Below are 14,551 nucleotides of genomic sequence, written 5' to 3'. Positions count from 1 at the left end.
AATATCTTGATGATATTTGCTTCAAAATTAACTCAATGCCGCGAAAAATATTTGACTTCAAAACGGCCTATGAGATAGACTTTAATAAAAGTAAAAGTGGTGCGGTTGAGATTTGATAAAAGAAAAACACCAATACTTGGAACGGAACTGACCTAGTTCCAAGTATTGGTGTTTTTTCTATTGCGCGTGGAGATACTCATTAAAAATTGTCTCCATAGTATCAAAGCTTGCACTGCCTAAATCCAAAATAATTTTATGGAATGCTTTCTCATCAAAGGCATCTCCCAATTCTCTTTGCGCACGTTCTTTCATGCTTTGGATTGACATCGCACCGTAGTAATAACTCCATATATTACCGGGCTCTAGGATGATTTGACGATAGATTTCATCACGTTCGGATTCACTGTTATTTACATAGACGGAATCAAAGAATGCTCCCATTTCTTCACGACTCCAATCATTATAATGGATGCCAATATCAACTTCCAATAAGATTAAGTACATCGACTCATATAAGTCGCGAATGTAATCCTCATACCCTTCTGGACCCCCAAGATAACGGATTGAGAGCTGTTCAACATACTGAGCCCATCCTTCTGTCATTGCATTATTGCGGATGTACAGCCGAATTGGATGCATCCCTTGAATGCTTCGCATATATTGAGTTTGATACATGTGGCCTGGAATGGCTTCATGGGCAAAGGTTGTAAAGTTTGCCGGATCAAACGCGCTATTAATGTAGATTCGTTGCGTATGCTCAAGTTCACTATCAATGGGCGGCACGTAGTAGAACGCGGGATTTGAGATTGCTTCTAAAGAAGGATCGATTTGATGTACTTTATAGGGAATTGCGGGTATTTCAGGAAAATCATTTTTACTCTTAAGATAAAGATCATCAATTAAAGCATATACATCTTGATACTTAGGTGACGTTTGATTGGCTTCAAATTCTTGGTACTCCAAGAGTTTATTGCTGCTTTCCACATCTTTTAAACGTTGATAAACTTCAATACGACGATTACTAATCCACATTTGAAATTCGGGAATGGTTTGGTTTCGACCACTTAAGGAAGGAATTAATGTCTCATAGTATGTTTTTCCATTCTCAAGATGAGCGAGCCCTCGATTGGGACGCGTCTTTATTGTTTTAAGTTCATTCTCTAACGTAACAAAAGCATTATAGAAAACATCGCGAATCATTTCTCGGTTTTGCTCGATGTACACTGTTTTTTCTGATTGATTAAGGAATGGTGCGGATTCTACTTTTTTATCAAACCCTTTAATTAGGAAAAAGTCATCCGATAAGGACTGCTCTTTCATAATAGTCGCAAATTCCGTTAACGTTTCATGTTCATACTGGGTCATCATTTCTGTTTTATTATAAAAAGCGATGGACTCATCAAAATACGACGGAATGGAATCAATCAAAGAAAAATATCCAACGATATCACTTTTCGTTCTGAAGGTAAATCCTTCCAGGTATTGAGGAATTGAATCCAATTCTGGATCCACTTGGAATTGGAAGGGTTGATAACCTGAAGCCATTCGCTCAAGCTCATAGAGCAGCACGCGTTTATCGATGATTTGTTGATCCGATAACGTTCGATCTTTAAATTTACGAATATTCTTTTCAATATCTTTAATTAAGTCTTTTGACATTTCAAAATCTTCTTCACTTCCAAGTCGAAACGCATAGTGTTCGACGTCCACATCATAATCTTCTGGATGTTCCAAAAGATAATTGCTTGATGGATCTGTTGAACCGATCATTGACACTAAAGCAGTATCTAATGCACTCTCAAAATCTTTGTTTGTGCCATCATCACTGGGTGATGATACAAATTGGCAGCCAAACAAATTGATCAGTATGATTAGTATTGTTAGTGTTTTTTTCATAGACTATCCCACCCTATTCAAATTTTCGAGCCATGCATTCGTTGCATCCATCACCATTTCCTTTTTTTGACTTTGAAATATATTATGACCTACACCTTTAAGGACTTTCAATGCTTTTGCTTTGCTTTCTATCGTTTCATAAAAAGCTTGCGACGATTCCAAGGGAACAATTGAATCACAATCACCATGAAAAATAAGACAGGGGCACGCATACATGCTCATCCTGGCCTGAATTACCATCGGTGCATGAACAAGTGTCTCTAAAACAAACGCTTGTGTGACACGCTTAAATGGCGCTCTAGACAATGCTTGTTCAATCATGCTTAACTGCCATAAATCATCTTTAATTAAGGCGGTAAACAACGCTAAAACTGAAATAGAAGATTGATTGAGTGATTCCCAATGATCTTGGACACAAAGACCTGGAGCCAGTAAAATCTGTCCATCAATACGATGTCCATATTCCAAGCCATAAAGGGCAGTCACAAGACCCCCTAAACTAAATCCCATAGTATAGATTGGACAATCAGAAGCAATTGTTTGCGAATACGACACAAGAGTATCCAAATCTAAAAGCAAATCACGATAGTCCTTCAAATCTCCTAAAGGAGCCTTTGTACTCCCATGACTGCGCATATCATAACGAATTACTGTATAGCCCCGTTGATTGAGTCCGTATGCAACGGAATTATAATAAACAACTTGTTCTAAAAAGCCATGACTGATAATCACAATCCCTTTTGGATTTCTGATTTCATTGACTAAAACATTCAATTCAGTGTCATCATAGGCTTTAATAAATAATTGCATAGGTCACCTCTAATCCCACGTCTTACTTTAATCATATTGGAATTTAGGACAAAAGTATAGGAAAAAGAGAACAAATTATGCGATTTTCGAAATATTTGTGGATAAAAGACGCGATTCAACGAACCCCAATTGAAAATATGGTATACTTTCAATATCGTTTAGAAATATGAGGTAATTGTATGAATGAAATGATTCCAATATTCTTTTTATATTGGGTAATTTATGGTGTTATAGGTTGGATTATGGAAACACTTTATTGTTCCATTCCAGAGGGTAAATTTGTGGAACGTGGATTTTTAAACGGTCCGATTGTACCTATTTACGGATTTGGAGCGTTGTTTGTTCTCAGTATCCTTAAACCTTTTTTAGAGAGCCCAATTTTAGTATTTGTTTTAGGATTTCTATTAACCAGTGCTTTGGAATATGTAACCAGTTATATTATGGAAAAAGCATTTGGGATGCGTTGGTGGGATTACTCCCATTATAAATACAATATTAAGGGACGTGTTTGTCTTTTAAACAGCACGTTATTTGGTATTCTTTGTGTCGTTCTTGTAGAGTGGATTCACCCGGGTGTCGTGCAAATCGTTGATCGATTGAACCCAACAACCATTCGTGTCGCGTCAACGGTCTTAGGCATCGTAATTGCGATTGATTTCGTTGTATCGGTTGCATCCGTATTGAATCTTAAGAAACGTCTTAAATCATTGGAAGTCTTGCATACCGAAATGTCAGAACTTATTCATAGTTTAAATGAAAAAAGCACCCTGCGTATCGAGGAAATCAAAGAACGTATTGCTGAACTTAAAGCTGAATACAAATTTACTGAACGTCGTCTGATTCGCTCATTTCCAACCATGAAATCTGAGCAATTCAGTGAATTCTTTGAGGATGTGAAGGCTGCAGCTCGTTCCAAACGGAATAAAATTAAAAAAGATTAGAAAAAAAACACCTTACGATCAAGGTGTTTTTTTAGGATTTAAGGTTGAAACAAGCTTAACCATTCTTGGATAGTAAAGTGTCGCTAAGACCGCCGCAAGAAGTCCTTGGAACACATCACCTTTGAAGGCAATAAGCATCGCACCCCAACTTTGCGCAATCCATACAGCCACAAAGCCATACATCACCATCATCCATAGCCCTGCCAAACAGAAGGGAATCCAACGTCTTGAGGATTCTAGGTGATGTCTCAAGCCATACAAAATCACAACTTCACCTGCTTTAATGACCAAGGTAAAAGGCGCATAAAGGGCATAACCTGCGAAAATATCTGCAAAAGCACTTCCAACTCCCGCAGCAAAGAGCGCATAGGGAAACGGCACTACAGCCATTGAAATCATAATTACAAAATCACCGAGATTGAGATAACCTCCGGTTGCGGAAGGGATTTTTATCATCATCGTGACCACAGTAATCAGTGCAGTCATCATTGCGGTAAGCACCATCCATTTTAAAGTGTTTGATTTTTCCATAACATCCTCCTCTTTATTTCCTATTATAGCATTCTCACGCTTTTCAATCTTAGCTATTAAACTCATTTAATATAAATTAAGGTAAAAAAAAGAGACCTCTAAAGAAGATCTCCTTGGCATGTTGATTCTTGCCAGTTAATATTACATTTAAGAATTTGATTTGGTGCTTCCATATAGTCACCTTCGATCCGATCAATCAAAATCCGTGCTGCTTGATAGCCCTCATCGTATGCAGGTTGGACAATGGTCGTGACAGATGGTGATGCAACATTAGTCCACTCTGTATTATCAAATCCAAGTAAACCGATTGTGGTAGGAATCAAATTCCGTAATTCTTTCAATCCCATATAAACAATGGGTAAGAGCCAACAGTTGGCTGCAAAGATCAATGTTTTACGGTTTAACATAATATTATTGCTGATAATTTCTGTAATTTCTGCGGGTGTGACATTGTCTGACACAATTTGCATATTACATTGTTTGCCATTTAATGCAAGTGCATCAATAAAGCCTTGTGAACGTTCTTGACGGGTTGAGAGAATACTTGGATCTGCGGTTAGAAGAATAAACTCTTCATACCCAAGTTTCATCATTTCCTCGGTCGTTTCTAAAACAGCTTCATAATTATTCGTTTTTACCCAAGGGTTGTTTTGAACATTCGTCTGTGAATCAATAAAAACAATCTCCTTATTTTGAGAACGAATTTTCTTAATCAATTTATGAAAACTTGTTGTTGGTTGAACAATAAACCCATCAACACCCATCGCAAGCATTCGATTGACATAATTCTCTTCGTTTTCGATATCGTAGTTGGTATTCCCTACGATAAGTTGATATTTCCCCTCTTTTGCTGCTTCATCAATTCCTTTAACAATTTGATTTGCAAATGCATTGGTGATATCACCGATAATTACACCGATGAGTTTCATGCTTTTTGCATTTAATGAGCGCGCGACCACACTGGGACTGTAATTTGTTTCCTCAATGACTTTCTCAATGCGTTCGCGTGTTTCCGCACTCATTTTATCAAATTTTCCGTTCAAGAAAAATGAGATGGTGGTTTTCGATGTACCCGCCAACGAAGCGATTTCTTTAATCGTTAACTTCTTTTCCTGAGTCATGTTTAATTCCTTTCATCAACTTATTCTTTTTTTACATCATAACGTACTTATTATATTACTAAGTAAACCGATTAACAAGTTGTTAGCGCTTTGATTTAAGCGCGCATTACCTTTTGTCCGAAGCGATTTGAGCGTACAACACATTTCGCGTGGAATGGTTTTCCATTACAGTACATAATTTTTTTCCCTTGCCAAATCTCTTCGTGAAGCACACAAACCTCAATCACTTCATCATCATTTTCAAAAGCATACGCGCAACCTCGTTCATCAGCGATGGGCGTCTCGCCATTTTGAAGAATGGGTAGACGTGTTACCGTCCACTTTGGATCTACAAAGAGTGTCACGTTTACACATGCATCCACAAAATCCTGTTCTTGGACTAAAACAGAATGTGTTGATGCCTTATTGTATGTATATGAAATTACATCTGAAGCCACGGTGATCGGACTTGTACTCAATACATTTAATTTCGATTCATCTTCAAACTTTATTATACCATTTTGATACAGTAATGATTCATCTAAGTGATACTTCGTTGTAGCAACATGGTTTCCTTCAGCTTTAACTTCATCGACAATCATCCAAATACCATCATCAATAACAATCAATTTGCGTTGGTGCACGGAAGCATCCGAAACCACAACGCCTTCATAGTAATGGCAATTTCCCTCATGACGCACATAATTTTTAAGTGGTTTATAAAAAGAAGCATACGTCCATGAGGTATCAGGAATTGCGGAAGGCTTTCCATCGAGAATAACGGTATTATGACTTTCCATGCCTTTAAGGTGCATGCGACGTGGGTCATCTTCACGATAAGTTAAACGCCCTGGATCAACTAATACAGGTTTTCCTTGGAAATATGTTGAAACATGGAGATTATCTGCATGCCCGTGTCCACTTCCTAAAGACCCATTCGTAAACATAGTGAAATGCGCATCCGAACCCCAATCACTTCGCGTGGTAAAGATACCACTATCCACGCCATCGTAGTTTAAGGAAACTGGAACTTCCGTTTCCAATGCCTCAAAAGCATCCTGCATCATTACGCCGTACGCATAACAAACCTCAAAATCAAGCACATCATGAGCTTTTGATTTATACATTGGATTTTGTAACGCTACAGCGCAATACCCCAAAATGCCACCTAAAACCGTTCGATCACTATCCCCAAATGCCACAATATCGCCCTGTGGGGTTGCTTGATAATAAAGCGCGTATGCCATTTGATCAAGTGTTTGCTTAAATCCTTCTTGGTCTTTCACATACGGTAACGCCTTGAGTCCATAATTTAGAACTTCGACGTGATACATCGTTGACTGTTCCCAATGCATACCATCTGGATATACTTGAATCTCAAATTGGGTCTGTATTTCTTCATGAACCCATGTTTTAAAGTCTGTATCGGCATCGTGTTTAAGCCACCCCAAATACTTGGCCAAAACACAGGTTTGAATACTACCCCAATTACTCAATGTGTACTTGGTTAGATAGTGTTCTTTAAGATAGTTTGCTTGTGTTTCAAGACTGGTTTGAATGCGTGCAAAGACATCCTCATCTAAAAGATGATACGCCTTTAAATAAGGGCATAAATCCAACCAATTATTCATCCGCATCGCAGTATCCAGAGTACGTGTAGAGGGTCCTGAAGTGAGTGGTGTATGTTCATCAATCCAATGCAACACTCGATCTTTGGCATGGTTTATATACTTTAAATCGTCCGTTAAAACGGTCGCCATTACTAATGACGGAAGATAATCCATTCGATTCAACATAAATATCCACTCATCATCGCCATTTGGTGTGGTTGTCCATCCAAATGGATTTAAGGTGTAAGGTGTATCACATGGTTCCATATCCCAATCACGAGTGAATGTAAAGATATTCATCATCAGTTGATCTGCATAAGCGACCACTTCTTTTTCCTTAAAATTATACATTGATTTTAAGCGTTTGAGATCAAGGACGTTCGATTTGTGTTCAATTGTTTGATATAAAGAATTCTTTACCATCTTATGTTCTCCTTATGAATAAAAAAGAGAACTACTTATCGAAGTAGCTCTCTAAAGTTAAATACTAAGCTAAGATTCCGAAGAAGCTTAAGGCAACACCAAGTATTACTGTAAGAATAACAAGTTTGTATGTATTCCAACCTTTTTTCTTAATTAGGTAGTACATTAAACCTGTATAAAGCATTGGTAACAATGCAGGAGCAACTTTGTCTAAAAGACCTTGGATGTTAACGGTTGATTGTTTAACACCTTCTTGGATTTCTCCAGCTGCGAATGAAATATCAACTTTCATCTTAACAAATGTAGCTGCAAGACCTGAAATAACTGTAACACCAACAATGTTTGCTGCTGTTGAGATTTGTTCCATCTTTTCACTTAATTTATCAATAATGCTTGTACCAACTTTATAACCATAAACACCCATTCCGTAACGAATACCGAATAATACAGCGTTAATAGTGATTAAGAATAGAAGCGGAGCAATTGAAACACCATCCATTGCAAGTGATGCAAAGATTGTTGAGAAAAGTGGTGCAATCGCAAATTGTGATAAGGAATCACCGATACCAGCAAGAGGACCCATTAAAGCCATCTTGATTGGACGAATTTCTGACTCAGGACGTCCTTCATCAGCCATTACTAAGTGTAATGAAGTAATGAAAGGAAGTAATTGAGGGTTTGTGTTATAGAATTCACAGTTTGCACCAAGTGCTGCTGCGAAATCATCATCGTTTGTATGTACTTTTCTTAATGCTGGATAAAGAACTAAAGCATAACCAAGACCTTGGTAGTTACTGTAGTTAAATCCGTTTTGTAAAAAGTATGAACGTGCTGTTGTTTTAAAATAATCTTTTTTTGTTAATTTATTAGATCCAGTCATCGTTACCTGCCTCCACTTCTGTTCCTGATACATTTACTGTGTTTTGTGAATCATTGTATTGTTTTACTGCAAAGATAGCACCTACTAGAGCAATACCGATAACTGGTAATTGGAAGTAAGCTGCACATACGTAACCTAAGATTACGAAAGGAATTAATTCTTTCTTAACCATTACAGATAAGATCATTGCGAATCCAATTGCAGGTAACATACCACCAGCAACGTTTAAGCCTTTTAATAACCATTCTGGAATTAATCCAACAAGTTGTGTTAGAAGTTCCATACTGTAAGCACCTAAGAATCCTAATAGGAAACCTACGATAGCAAATAGTAATACTGTAAAGTTTGTAGTCATACGGAATTTCTTGAAATCTTTGTTTTCTAATGCTTTTGCAGCACTCTCAGGAGCACCAGCGCGGATTGTGTAAACAAATGTTTGTAAGAATTGAATTGCAACAGCAAATGGAATTGACAATGCTAATGCACTTTCAGGTGTAATTGAAGAGTTTGTAATCGCCATCAATGTACCGATGATACCAGGACCGATTGGGTTAGGTGGAACAGTTCCTCCGGCTCCAACACCGAATCCCATAAATGCTAATTCAGAAATAGCACCAACTTGTAAAGCTGTTTGAAGTGCACCTGGGTGACTTCCGTTTAAGATTAACCCAACACCAAATGCTAAGAATAAAGCACGGTTTGAGTAGATACCCCATAACATACCTGCGTAACAGAATGCAGTCCATAGACCGATTAGTATCGCTTGAAATAATGTAATATTCATTATTAAATTCCTCTCTTTTCCTTTTAGAAATAAATAGTTATTGCCTTAATGCTTAAATATATTTACGGATGTCAACTGGTGCTGCACCGTCTCCACCATTAGGTGTTGTTTGAGTGTTGAAAGCAATATCTTTTGCTACCATTTTTCTTAGGCAGTCTTTATCATCTTCACCTAAGAAGATTGAACGTGTAACTTTTTCTTTGCCTTCACAATTGTGAATGTTTCCAATATTGATCTCTGAAATTGGAACACCACCTTCAACTAAACGTAAAGCATCTTTTGTATCTTTCACAATCAAGAAAATGGATTGTTGTGGAGACGCTTTATGAATAACTTCGATAACTTTGTCAACGGGGAAGAAACGCATTGCAACTGATTTTGGAATTACAGTTTTCATGAGTGTCTGAGCCATGACATCTTGTGCAGCTTCATCATTTGCCACGATAACGGTGTTAACGCCAAGTGATTTAATCCAAAGCTGACCTTGACCGTGAACGAGACGTTCATCGATACGTGTCATTACAATATTTGGAGTACTCATAATTTTACCTCTTTCTTACCAATACAATTCCCAGTCTTTATAAAGACGCATTAGAGCTTCTAGATAATAGTAGTCGCCCCAGATGTTTCCTTCATCCACACCTTTTCCACTGTGCCATGAATAGACACCGTGATAAAGCACTGGATTTCCTGGTTCATGTGTTGTTTTTGTATAGTTGTCGATCAACGATCTTAAGATTGTGTGTGATGCTCCCTCATACACAGTTTTAAGTTCATCATTTTTCATATATTTGATCATTTCTAGCATACCACATACTGCAATCGCTGCAGCACTTGAATCACGTGATTGGTCATCACCATCTGTAAAGATGAGATCCCAATAACATACGAAATCTTTTGGTAAACGGTTTAAGAAATAATTTGTCATTCCTTCATGCAGTGGGAACACTTCGTCTTCATGTGTATAACGATAGTTTAATGGAATACCATATACACCCCAAGCTTGGCCTCGTGCCCAGGATGATTCATCATTATAACCTTGACGTGTTGCTCCACGTACTGGACCACCTGTTTCAGGATCCATGTAGAATGTGTGGAATGCACTTGCATCATCACGAATTACGTATTGACAGCTTGTGTAGAAATGACGCTCTGCGATATCCGCATATTTGTCATCACCCGTAACTTCTGTTGCCCAATATAATAGTGGGATGTTCAATAAGCAATCAATAATGAAACGGTAATGCTCAGGATTATTATACTCGCCCCAGGCTTGTATAAATTCTCCCTTTTCTTGCCAACGGGTAAGGAGCTTATCAGCCGCTAAAATAGCAGCTTCTTTTGCTTTTTCAGAACCTGTTAGTTTGTAACTTGCCACACATGATAATGAATATAGGAATCCAAGATCATGGTGATCAATTTCAATATCATTTACAACACGATGGTGGAAAGAATCAACATTTTTATCTGCGAGCTCACGATACTTCTCATCACCTGTGTATTCATACGCCAACCACAATAGACCGGTCCAAAATCCGTCTGTCCATTCGATATTATCGATGATCGGATATTTCAGATCTTTTGTTGCTGACCATGGGAAGCGCTCACCAATGTGCTCCATATTGAGATCAATCTTTTTAATGGTATCTTCAATTGCTTGCTTCACTTCTTCTTTTGTAAGCAGTGTTGCATTCTTGAAAATATCAATATCGCGGATTGGCTCAATGGTCACTTGCTTAATATGCTTTTCCATGTAAGTACCTCCTTGAAAAACGTTTATAAACTGGTTTACTGGACATACGCATTATAGCCCTTGAATTTTGTCATGTCAACGGTTTTTTTTAATAAATCTAACCGCTTTCATGTGAAATTATCATTTTTTTCACAATTTAGTCCTTATATATAGGCGAAACATTATTTTTTTGGTAAACCAGTTGACAAAACCGGTTTACTCACCTATTATTGTCTTAGCTGGTTTGCTAGAGACCGACTGGACATTGGTCAAAATAAAAGGGAGACTACTATATGAGTGAAGTTTTAAATAGAGTTGAAAAAATCGGTATCGTTCCCGTAGTTAAAATAACTGAAATCGAAGATGCGTTGCCAATGGCACAAGCACTTTATAACGGTGGCATCGATTGTATGGAAATCACATTCCGAAGTGAATTTGCGTTACCCGGAATCGAAATCATCGCTAAAGAATTACCAGATATGTTAATTGGAGCGGGTACCGTCTCATCAGTTTCCCAAGCCGAAACTGCAATCAAGGCTGGGGCACAGTTCATTGTAACACCTGGATTTAATCATGACGTTGTGAAATGGTGTGTTGAAAATGATGTTCTTGTATTACCTGGAATTTCTACAGCATCAGAACTTGAAACAGCAATCTCTTATGGATTGACAAACGTTAAGTTCTTCCCTGCAGAATCAAGTGGTGGTGCTAAGAAGATCAAAGACCTCAGTGCACCGTATGCTGACATTACATTTATGCCAACAGGCGGAATTAATGCTAAGAACATGCATGATTACTTAGCTTTACCTTGCATTAATGCTATTGGTGGTAGCTTCATGTTGCCTGCTGATGCGATTGCAGCTAAAGATTGGGATACTGTTGAACGCCTAAGCCGTGAGGCAGTGGATGCATTGTTATCATATGAATTAATTCATATTGGTTTCAATAACAACACTAGTGAAGAAGCCAAAGAAAATGCTGAAGTATTATGTAATTTGTTTGGATTTAAGTATTATGGAAAACCTAAGAGTCATTTCGCAGGTCGCGGTTTTGAATTCCTTAACTCAGTTGGACGTGGTGAACACGGACACTTTGGAATTTACACACCTTACCCAGAACGTGCTCTTTATCAATTAGAGAAAAAAGGCATCCATGTTGTAGAAGATACAATTACTCGCAATAAGAAAACAAACAAAATCAACTTTGCATACTTAGATAAAGAAATCGCAGGATTTGCCATTCATTTGATTAATCCTGACGTAAAGATGTAGAGAGGGTATTTAAATGAAAAAAGTAATTACATTTGGAGAAATTATGCTTCGTCTTGCTCCAGAAGGTTACCTCCGTTTCTCGCAAGCTGATCGATATCAAGCGACTTACGGTGGTGGCGAAGCAAACGTTGCCGTTTCACTTTCAAACTTTGGAGTGGACGCAGCATTTGTAACAAAATTACCAACACATGCAATTGGACAAAACGCTGTTAACGATTTACGTCGTTACGGTGTCGATACAAGCAAGATTACACGCGGTGGCGATCGTGTTGGTATCTACTTCTTGGAAAAAGGTGCTTCACAACGTGCAAGTCAAGTTGTTTATGACCGTGCACATTCCGCAATCGCTGAAGCAACACCAGAAGATTTTGATTGGGATGCAATTTTTGAAGGATACGACTGGTTCCATACAACAGGAATCACACCTGCTTTAGGTGAAAACGTAGCCGAGATTACACTACAAGCTGCAAAAGCAGCTAAAAAACACGGTTTAACTGTAAGTTGTGATCTTAACTTCCGTAAGAAGTTATGGAGTAATGAACAAGCAAATAAAACAATGGGTGAATTAATGGAGTATGTTGATGTTGTCATCGCTAACGAAGAAGATTCACACGATGTATTTGGAATTTCAGCTTCAAACACAGATATCACAACAGGTGAAATCAACCATGATGGTTATATTGATGTTGCAAAACAACTTCACGAGCGCTTTAACTTTAAAGCAGTTGCAATCACATTACGTGAAAGCATCTCAGCAAGTGATAACAATTGGTCAACAATGCTTTATACAGGCGATCAAGCTTATTTCTCAAAGAAATATAACGTTCGTATTGTAGACCGCGTTGGTGGTGGCGATTCATTTGGTGCTGGATTAATTTACTCCATGCTCAATGATTATGCACCTCAAGATGCAATTGAGTTTGCTACAGCAGCGAGCTGTCTAAAACACTCTGTAGAGGGTGATTACAACCGTGTTACTGTTCAGGAAGTGGAAACACTTGCTAAAGGTGACGGTTCAGGTCGTGTACAACGATAGGAAAGGAATTGAATATGAGTAACTTTAAAATGGAAAACTTCCGTTTAGACGGAAAAATCGCTCTTGTAACAGGAGCATCATACGGAATTGGTTTTGCTTTAGCTCAAGGATATGCTGAAGCAGGCGCAACAATCGTATTTAACGATATTAATCAAGACCTTGTAAACAAAGGACTTGCAGCATACGAAGCAGAAGGCATTAAAGCTCATGGTTATGTATGTGACGTAACAAATGAAGAACAAGTTACAGCAATGATCAAACAAATTGAAACAGAAGTTGGAACAATCGATATTCTTGTAAATAACGCTGGAATCATCAAACGTGTACCAATGATCGAAATGTCTGTAGAAGATTGGCGTCAAGTTATTGACATCGACCTTAATGGACCATTCATCATGTCAAAAGCTGTTCTTCCTTCAATGATCGAAAAAGGACACGGTAAAATCATTAACATCTGTTCAATGATGAGTGAGCTTGGACGTGAAACAGTAAGTGCTTATGCTGCTGCTAAGGGTGGTTTAAAAATGCTTACTAAGAATATTGCATCAGAATACGGTGAACACAATATTCAATGTAATGGAATTGGACCTGGTTATATTGAGACACCTCAAACAGCTCCATTACGCGTTGATGGACATCCATTCAACAGCTTCATTATTTCAAAAACACCAGCTGCACGTTGGGGTAAACCAGAAGATTTAATGGGACCTGCTGTATTCTTAGCTTCAGAAGCATCAGACTTCGTAAACGGACACATCCTTTATGTTGATGGTGGTATCTTAGCTTACATTGGTAAACAACCAGCATAGTTTAAAACCAAAACGATGTATCGAACGCCACGTGGTGGACACATCACGTGGATTATTAGAAAGAGGATTAAATATGAAAATCGCATTAATTAACGAAAACTCACAAGCTGCTAAAAACGGAATTATCTTAGCATCATTAACACAAGAGGCTGAAAAAGCTGGACACACAGTTGTAAACTACGGTATGTACAACGGTGAACAAGAACACCAATTAACATATGTTAAAAACGGTCTTCTTGCTTCAATCTTATTAACAACAAAAGCAGTTGACTTTGTTGTTACAGGATGTGGAACAGGTCAAGGTGCTATGTTAGCATGTAACTCATTCCCAAATGTACTTTGTGGACACGTTACAAACCCATTAGACGCTTACCTATTCGGTCAAGTAAACGATGGTAACTGTATTGCAATGCCATTTGCACAAGGATTCGGTTGGGGTGGAGAATTAAACCTTAACTACACATTCGAAAAATTATTCTCAGAATCATTTGGTGGTGGATATCCTAAAGATCGCGTTATCCCTGAACAACGCAACAAAAAAATCTTAGATGGTGTTAAAGAAGTTACACACCAACCATTAATTAAAATCCTTAAAGAAATCGATCAAGACTTCTTAAAAGAAACAATTGACTATCCTGAATTCAAAGAATTATTCTTTGAAAGCTGTCAAGATGCAGAAATTGCTGAATACCTTAAATCAGTATTAGCTGCTTAGTAAAATAATTATT

The 14,551-nt window shown here is 37.9% G+C and carries 14 protein-coding genes and 1 pseudogene; 6 read left to right on the top strand and 9 right to left on the bottom strand.

What is annotated here, in order from left to right; translation table 11 throughout:
• A pseudogene (locus tag EPJ89_RS06915) lies at nucleotides 1-116 on the top strand (IS30 family transposase); the annotation flags it as partial.
• 61 nt (nucleotides 117-177) lie between these two features.
• Here the strand turns inward: EPJ89_RS06915 and EPJ89_RS06910 are convergent.
• Entirely contained in the window at nucleotides 178-1,896 is a 1,719-nt protein-coding gene (locus EPJ89_RS06910) for a DUF885 domain-containing protein (protein WP_200549334.1), read from the bottom strand.
• Between the two features lie 3 nt (nucleotides 1,897-1,899).
• On the bottom strand, nucleotides 1,900-2,706 hold the full coding sequence (locus EPJ89_RS06905) for an alpha/beta hydrolase (RefSeq protein WP_161637287.1): 807 nt from the start codon (nucleotides 2,704-2,706) through the stop codon (nucleotides 1,900-1,902).
• Nucleotides 2,707-2,885: 179 nt separating this feature from the next.
• Here EPJ89_RS06905 and EPJ89_RS06900 point away from each other — a divergent pair, with 179 nt between their 5' ends.
• Entirely contained in the window at nucleotides 2,886-3,647 is a 762-nt protein-coding gene (locus EPJ89_RS06900; RefSeq protein WP_161637286.1) for a putative ABC transporter permease, read from the top strand.
• Nucleotides 3,648-3,665: 18 nt separating this feature from the next.
• Here the strand turns inward: EPJ89_RS06900 and EPJ89_RS06895 are convergent, their stop codons facing one another.
• The 7 genes from EPJ89_RS06895 to EPJ89_RS06865 form a co-directional block, all read right to left on the bottom strand.
• The gene (locus EPJ89_RS06895) at nucleotides 3,666-4,178 is read right to left on the bottom strand and encodes an ECF transporter S component (RefSeq protein WP_200542780.1); all 513 of its coding nucleotides are present in this window, start codon (nucleotides 4,176-4,178) and stop codon (nucleotides 3,666-3,668) included.
• 98 nt (nucleotides 4,179-4,276) lie between these two features.
• Entirely contained in the window at nucleotides 4,277-5,299 is a 1,023-nt protein-coding gene (locus tag EPJ89_RS06890; RefSeq protein WP_125164245.1) for a LacI family DNA-binding transcriptional regulator, read from the bottom strand.
• A 95-nt stretch (nucleotides 5,300-5,394) separates the two neighbouring features.
• Nucleotides 5,395-7,311: a heparinase II/III domain-containing protein gene (locus EPJ89_RS06885; RefSeq protein ID WP_200549332.1), complete on the bottom strand. Its 1,917-nt coding sequence runs from the start codon at nucleotides 7,309-7,311 to the stop codon at nucleotides 5,395-5,397.
• A 64-nt stretch (nucleotides 7,312-7,375) separates the two neighbouring features.
• Complete coding sequence (locus EPJ89_RS06880; protein WP_161637283.1) at nucleotides 7,376-8,191, bottom strand: PTS system mannose/fructose/sorbose family transporter subunit IID; 816 nt, start codon at nucleotides 8,189-8,191, stop codon at nucleotides 7,376-7,378.
• On the bottom strand, nucleotides 8,178-8,975 hold the full coding sequence (locus EPJ89_RS06875) for a PTS mannose/fructose/sorbose/N-acetylgalactosamine transporter subunit IIC (RefSeq protein ID WP_200542783.1): 798 nt from the start codon (nucleotides 8,973-8,975) through the stop codon (nucleotides 8,178-8,180). The genes EPJ89_RS06880 and EPJ89_RS06875 overlap by 14 nt, the downstream gene beginning before the upstream one ends.
• Nucleotides 8,976-9,027: 52 nt before the next feature.
• Nucleotides 9,028-9,516, bottom strand: coding sequence for a PTS sugar transporter subunit IIB (locus EPJ89_RS06870; protein ID WP_161637281.1), 489 nt, complete (start codon nucleotides 9,514-9,516; stop codon nucleotides 9,028-9,030).
• 15 nt (nucleotides 9,517-9,531) lie between these two features.
• Entirely contained in the window at nucleotides 9,532-10,728 is a 1,197-nt protein-coding gene (locus tag EPJ89_RS06865; protein WP_161637280.1) for a glycoside hydrolase family 88 protein, read from the bottom strand.
• 272 nt (nucleotides 10,729-11,000) lie between these two features.
• Here EPJ89_RS06865 and EPJ89_RS06860 point away from each other — a divergent pair, with 272 nt between their 5' ends.
• From EPJ89_RS06860 to EPJ89_RS06845, 4 genes are all read left to right on the top strand, one after another.
• On the top strand, nucleotides 11,001-11,978 hold the full coding sequence (locus EPJ89_RS06860) for a bifunctional 4-hydroxy-2-oxoglutarate aldolase/2-dehydro-3-deoxy-phosphogluconate aldolase (RefSeq protein ID WP_123171239.1): 978 nt from the start codon (nucleotides 11,001-11,003) through the stop codon (nucleotides 11,976-11,978).
• Nucleotides 11,979-11,991: 13 nt separating this feature from the next.
• Entirely contained in the window at nucleotides 11,992-13,014 is a 1,023-nt protein-coding gene (locus EPJ89_RS06855; RefSeq protein WP_161637279.1) for a sugar kinase, read from the top strand.
• A 14-nt stretch (nucleotides 13,015-13,028) separates the two neighbouring features.
• Nucleotides 13,029-13,823 carry a gluconate 5-dehydrogenase gene (locus EPJ89_RS06850; RefSeq protein WP_003775084.1) on the top strand — a complete coding sequence of 265 codons (795 nt, stop codon included), beginning with the start codon at nucleotides 13,029-13,031 and terminating at the stop codon, nucleotides 13,821-13,823.
• A 73-nt stretch (nucleotides 13,824-13,896) separates the two neighbouring features.
• Entirely contained in the window at nucleotides 13,897-14,538 is a 642-nt protein-coding gene (locus EPJ89_RS06845; protein ID WP_125164240.1) for an RpiB/LacA/LacB family sugar-phosphate isomerase, read from the top strand.
• Nucleotides 14,539-14,551: the final 13 nt, after the last annotated feature.

This window comes from Erysipelothrix sp. strain 2 (EsS2-6-Brazil) (genome assembly GCF_016617625.1).
Taxonomy (GTDB): Bacteria; Bacillota_I; Bacilli_A; order Erysipelotrichales; family Erysipelotrichaceae; genus Erysipelothrix; species Erysipelothrix piscisicarius.
This window is presented reverse-complemented; position numbering and strand designations above follow the sequence as displayed.

What these genes read in the sequence shown, in the direction of transcription:
- EPJ89_RS06870 (WP_161637281.1), bottom strand. Translation starts at nt 9,516, where the DNA reads ATGAGTACTCCAAATATTGTAATGACACGTATCGATGAACGTCTCGTT.
- EPJ89_RS06875 (WP_200542783.1), bottom strand. Translation starts at nt 8,975, where the DNA reads ATGAATATTACATTATTTCAAGCGATACTAATCGGTCTATGGACTGCA.
- EPJ89_RS06860 (WP_123171239.1), top strand. Translation starts at nt 11,001, where the DNA reads ATGAGTGAAGTTTTAAATAGAGTTGAAAAAATCGGTATCGTTCCCGTA.
- EPJ89_RS06855 (WP_161637279.1), top strand. Translation starts at nt 11,992, where the DNA reads ATGAAAAAAGTAATTACATTTGGAGAAATTATGCTTCGTCTTGCTCCA.
- EPJ89_RS06865 (WP_161637280.1), bottom strand. Translation starts at nt 10,728, where the DNA reads ATGGAAAAGCATATTAAGCAAGTGACCATTGAGCCAATCCGCGATATT.
- EPJ89_RS06890 (WP_125164245.1), bottom strand. Translation starts at nt 5,299, where the DNA reads ATGACTCAGGAAAAGAAGTTAACGATTAAAGAAATCGCTTCGTTGGCG.
- EPJ89_RS06845 (WP_125164240.1), top strand. Translation starts at nt 13,897, where the DNA reads ATGAAAATCGCATTAATTAACGAAAACTCACAAGCTGCTAAAAACGGA.
- EPJ89_RS06905 (WP_161637287.1), bottom strand. Translation starts at nt 2,706, where the DNA reads ATGCAATTATTTATTAAAGCCTATGATGACACTGAATTGAATGTTTTA.
- EPJ89_RS06910 (WP_200549334.1), bottom strand. Translation starts at nt 1,896, where the DNA reads ATGAAAAAAACACTAACAATACTAATCATACTGATCAATTTGTTTGGC.
- EPJ89_RS06880 (WP_161637283.1), bottom strand. Translation starts at nt 8,191, where the DNA reads ATGACTGGATCTAATAAATTAACAAAAAAAGATTATTTTAAAACAACA.
- EPJ89_RS06850 (WP_003775084.1), top strand. Translation starts at nt 13,029, where the DNA reads ATGAGTAACTTTAAAATGGAAAACTTCCGTTTAGACGGAAAAATCGCT.
- EPJ89_RS06900 (WP_161637286.1), top strand. Translation starts at nt 2,886, where the DNA reads ATGAATGAAATGATTCCAATATTCTTTTTATATTGGGTAATTTATGGT.
- EPJ89_RS06895 (WP_200542780.1), bottom strand. Translation starts at nt 4,178, where the DNA reads ATGGAAAAATCAAACACTTTAAAATGGATGGTGCTTACCGCAATGATG.
- EPJ89_RS06885 (WP_200549332.1), bottom strand. Translation starts at nt 7,311, where the DNA reads ATGGTAAAGAATTCTTTATATCAAACAATTGAACACAAATCGAACGTC.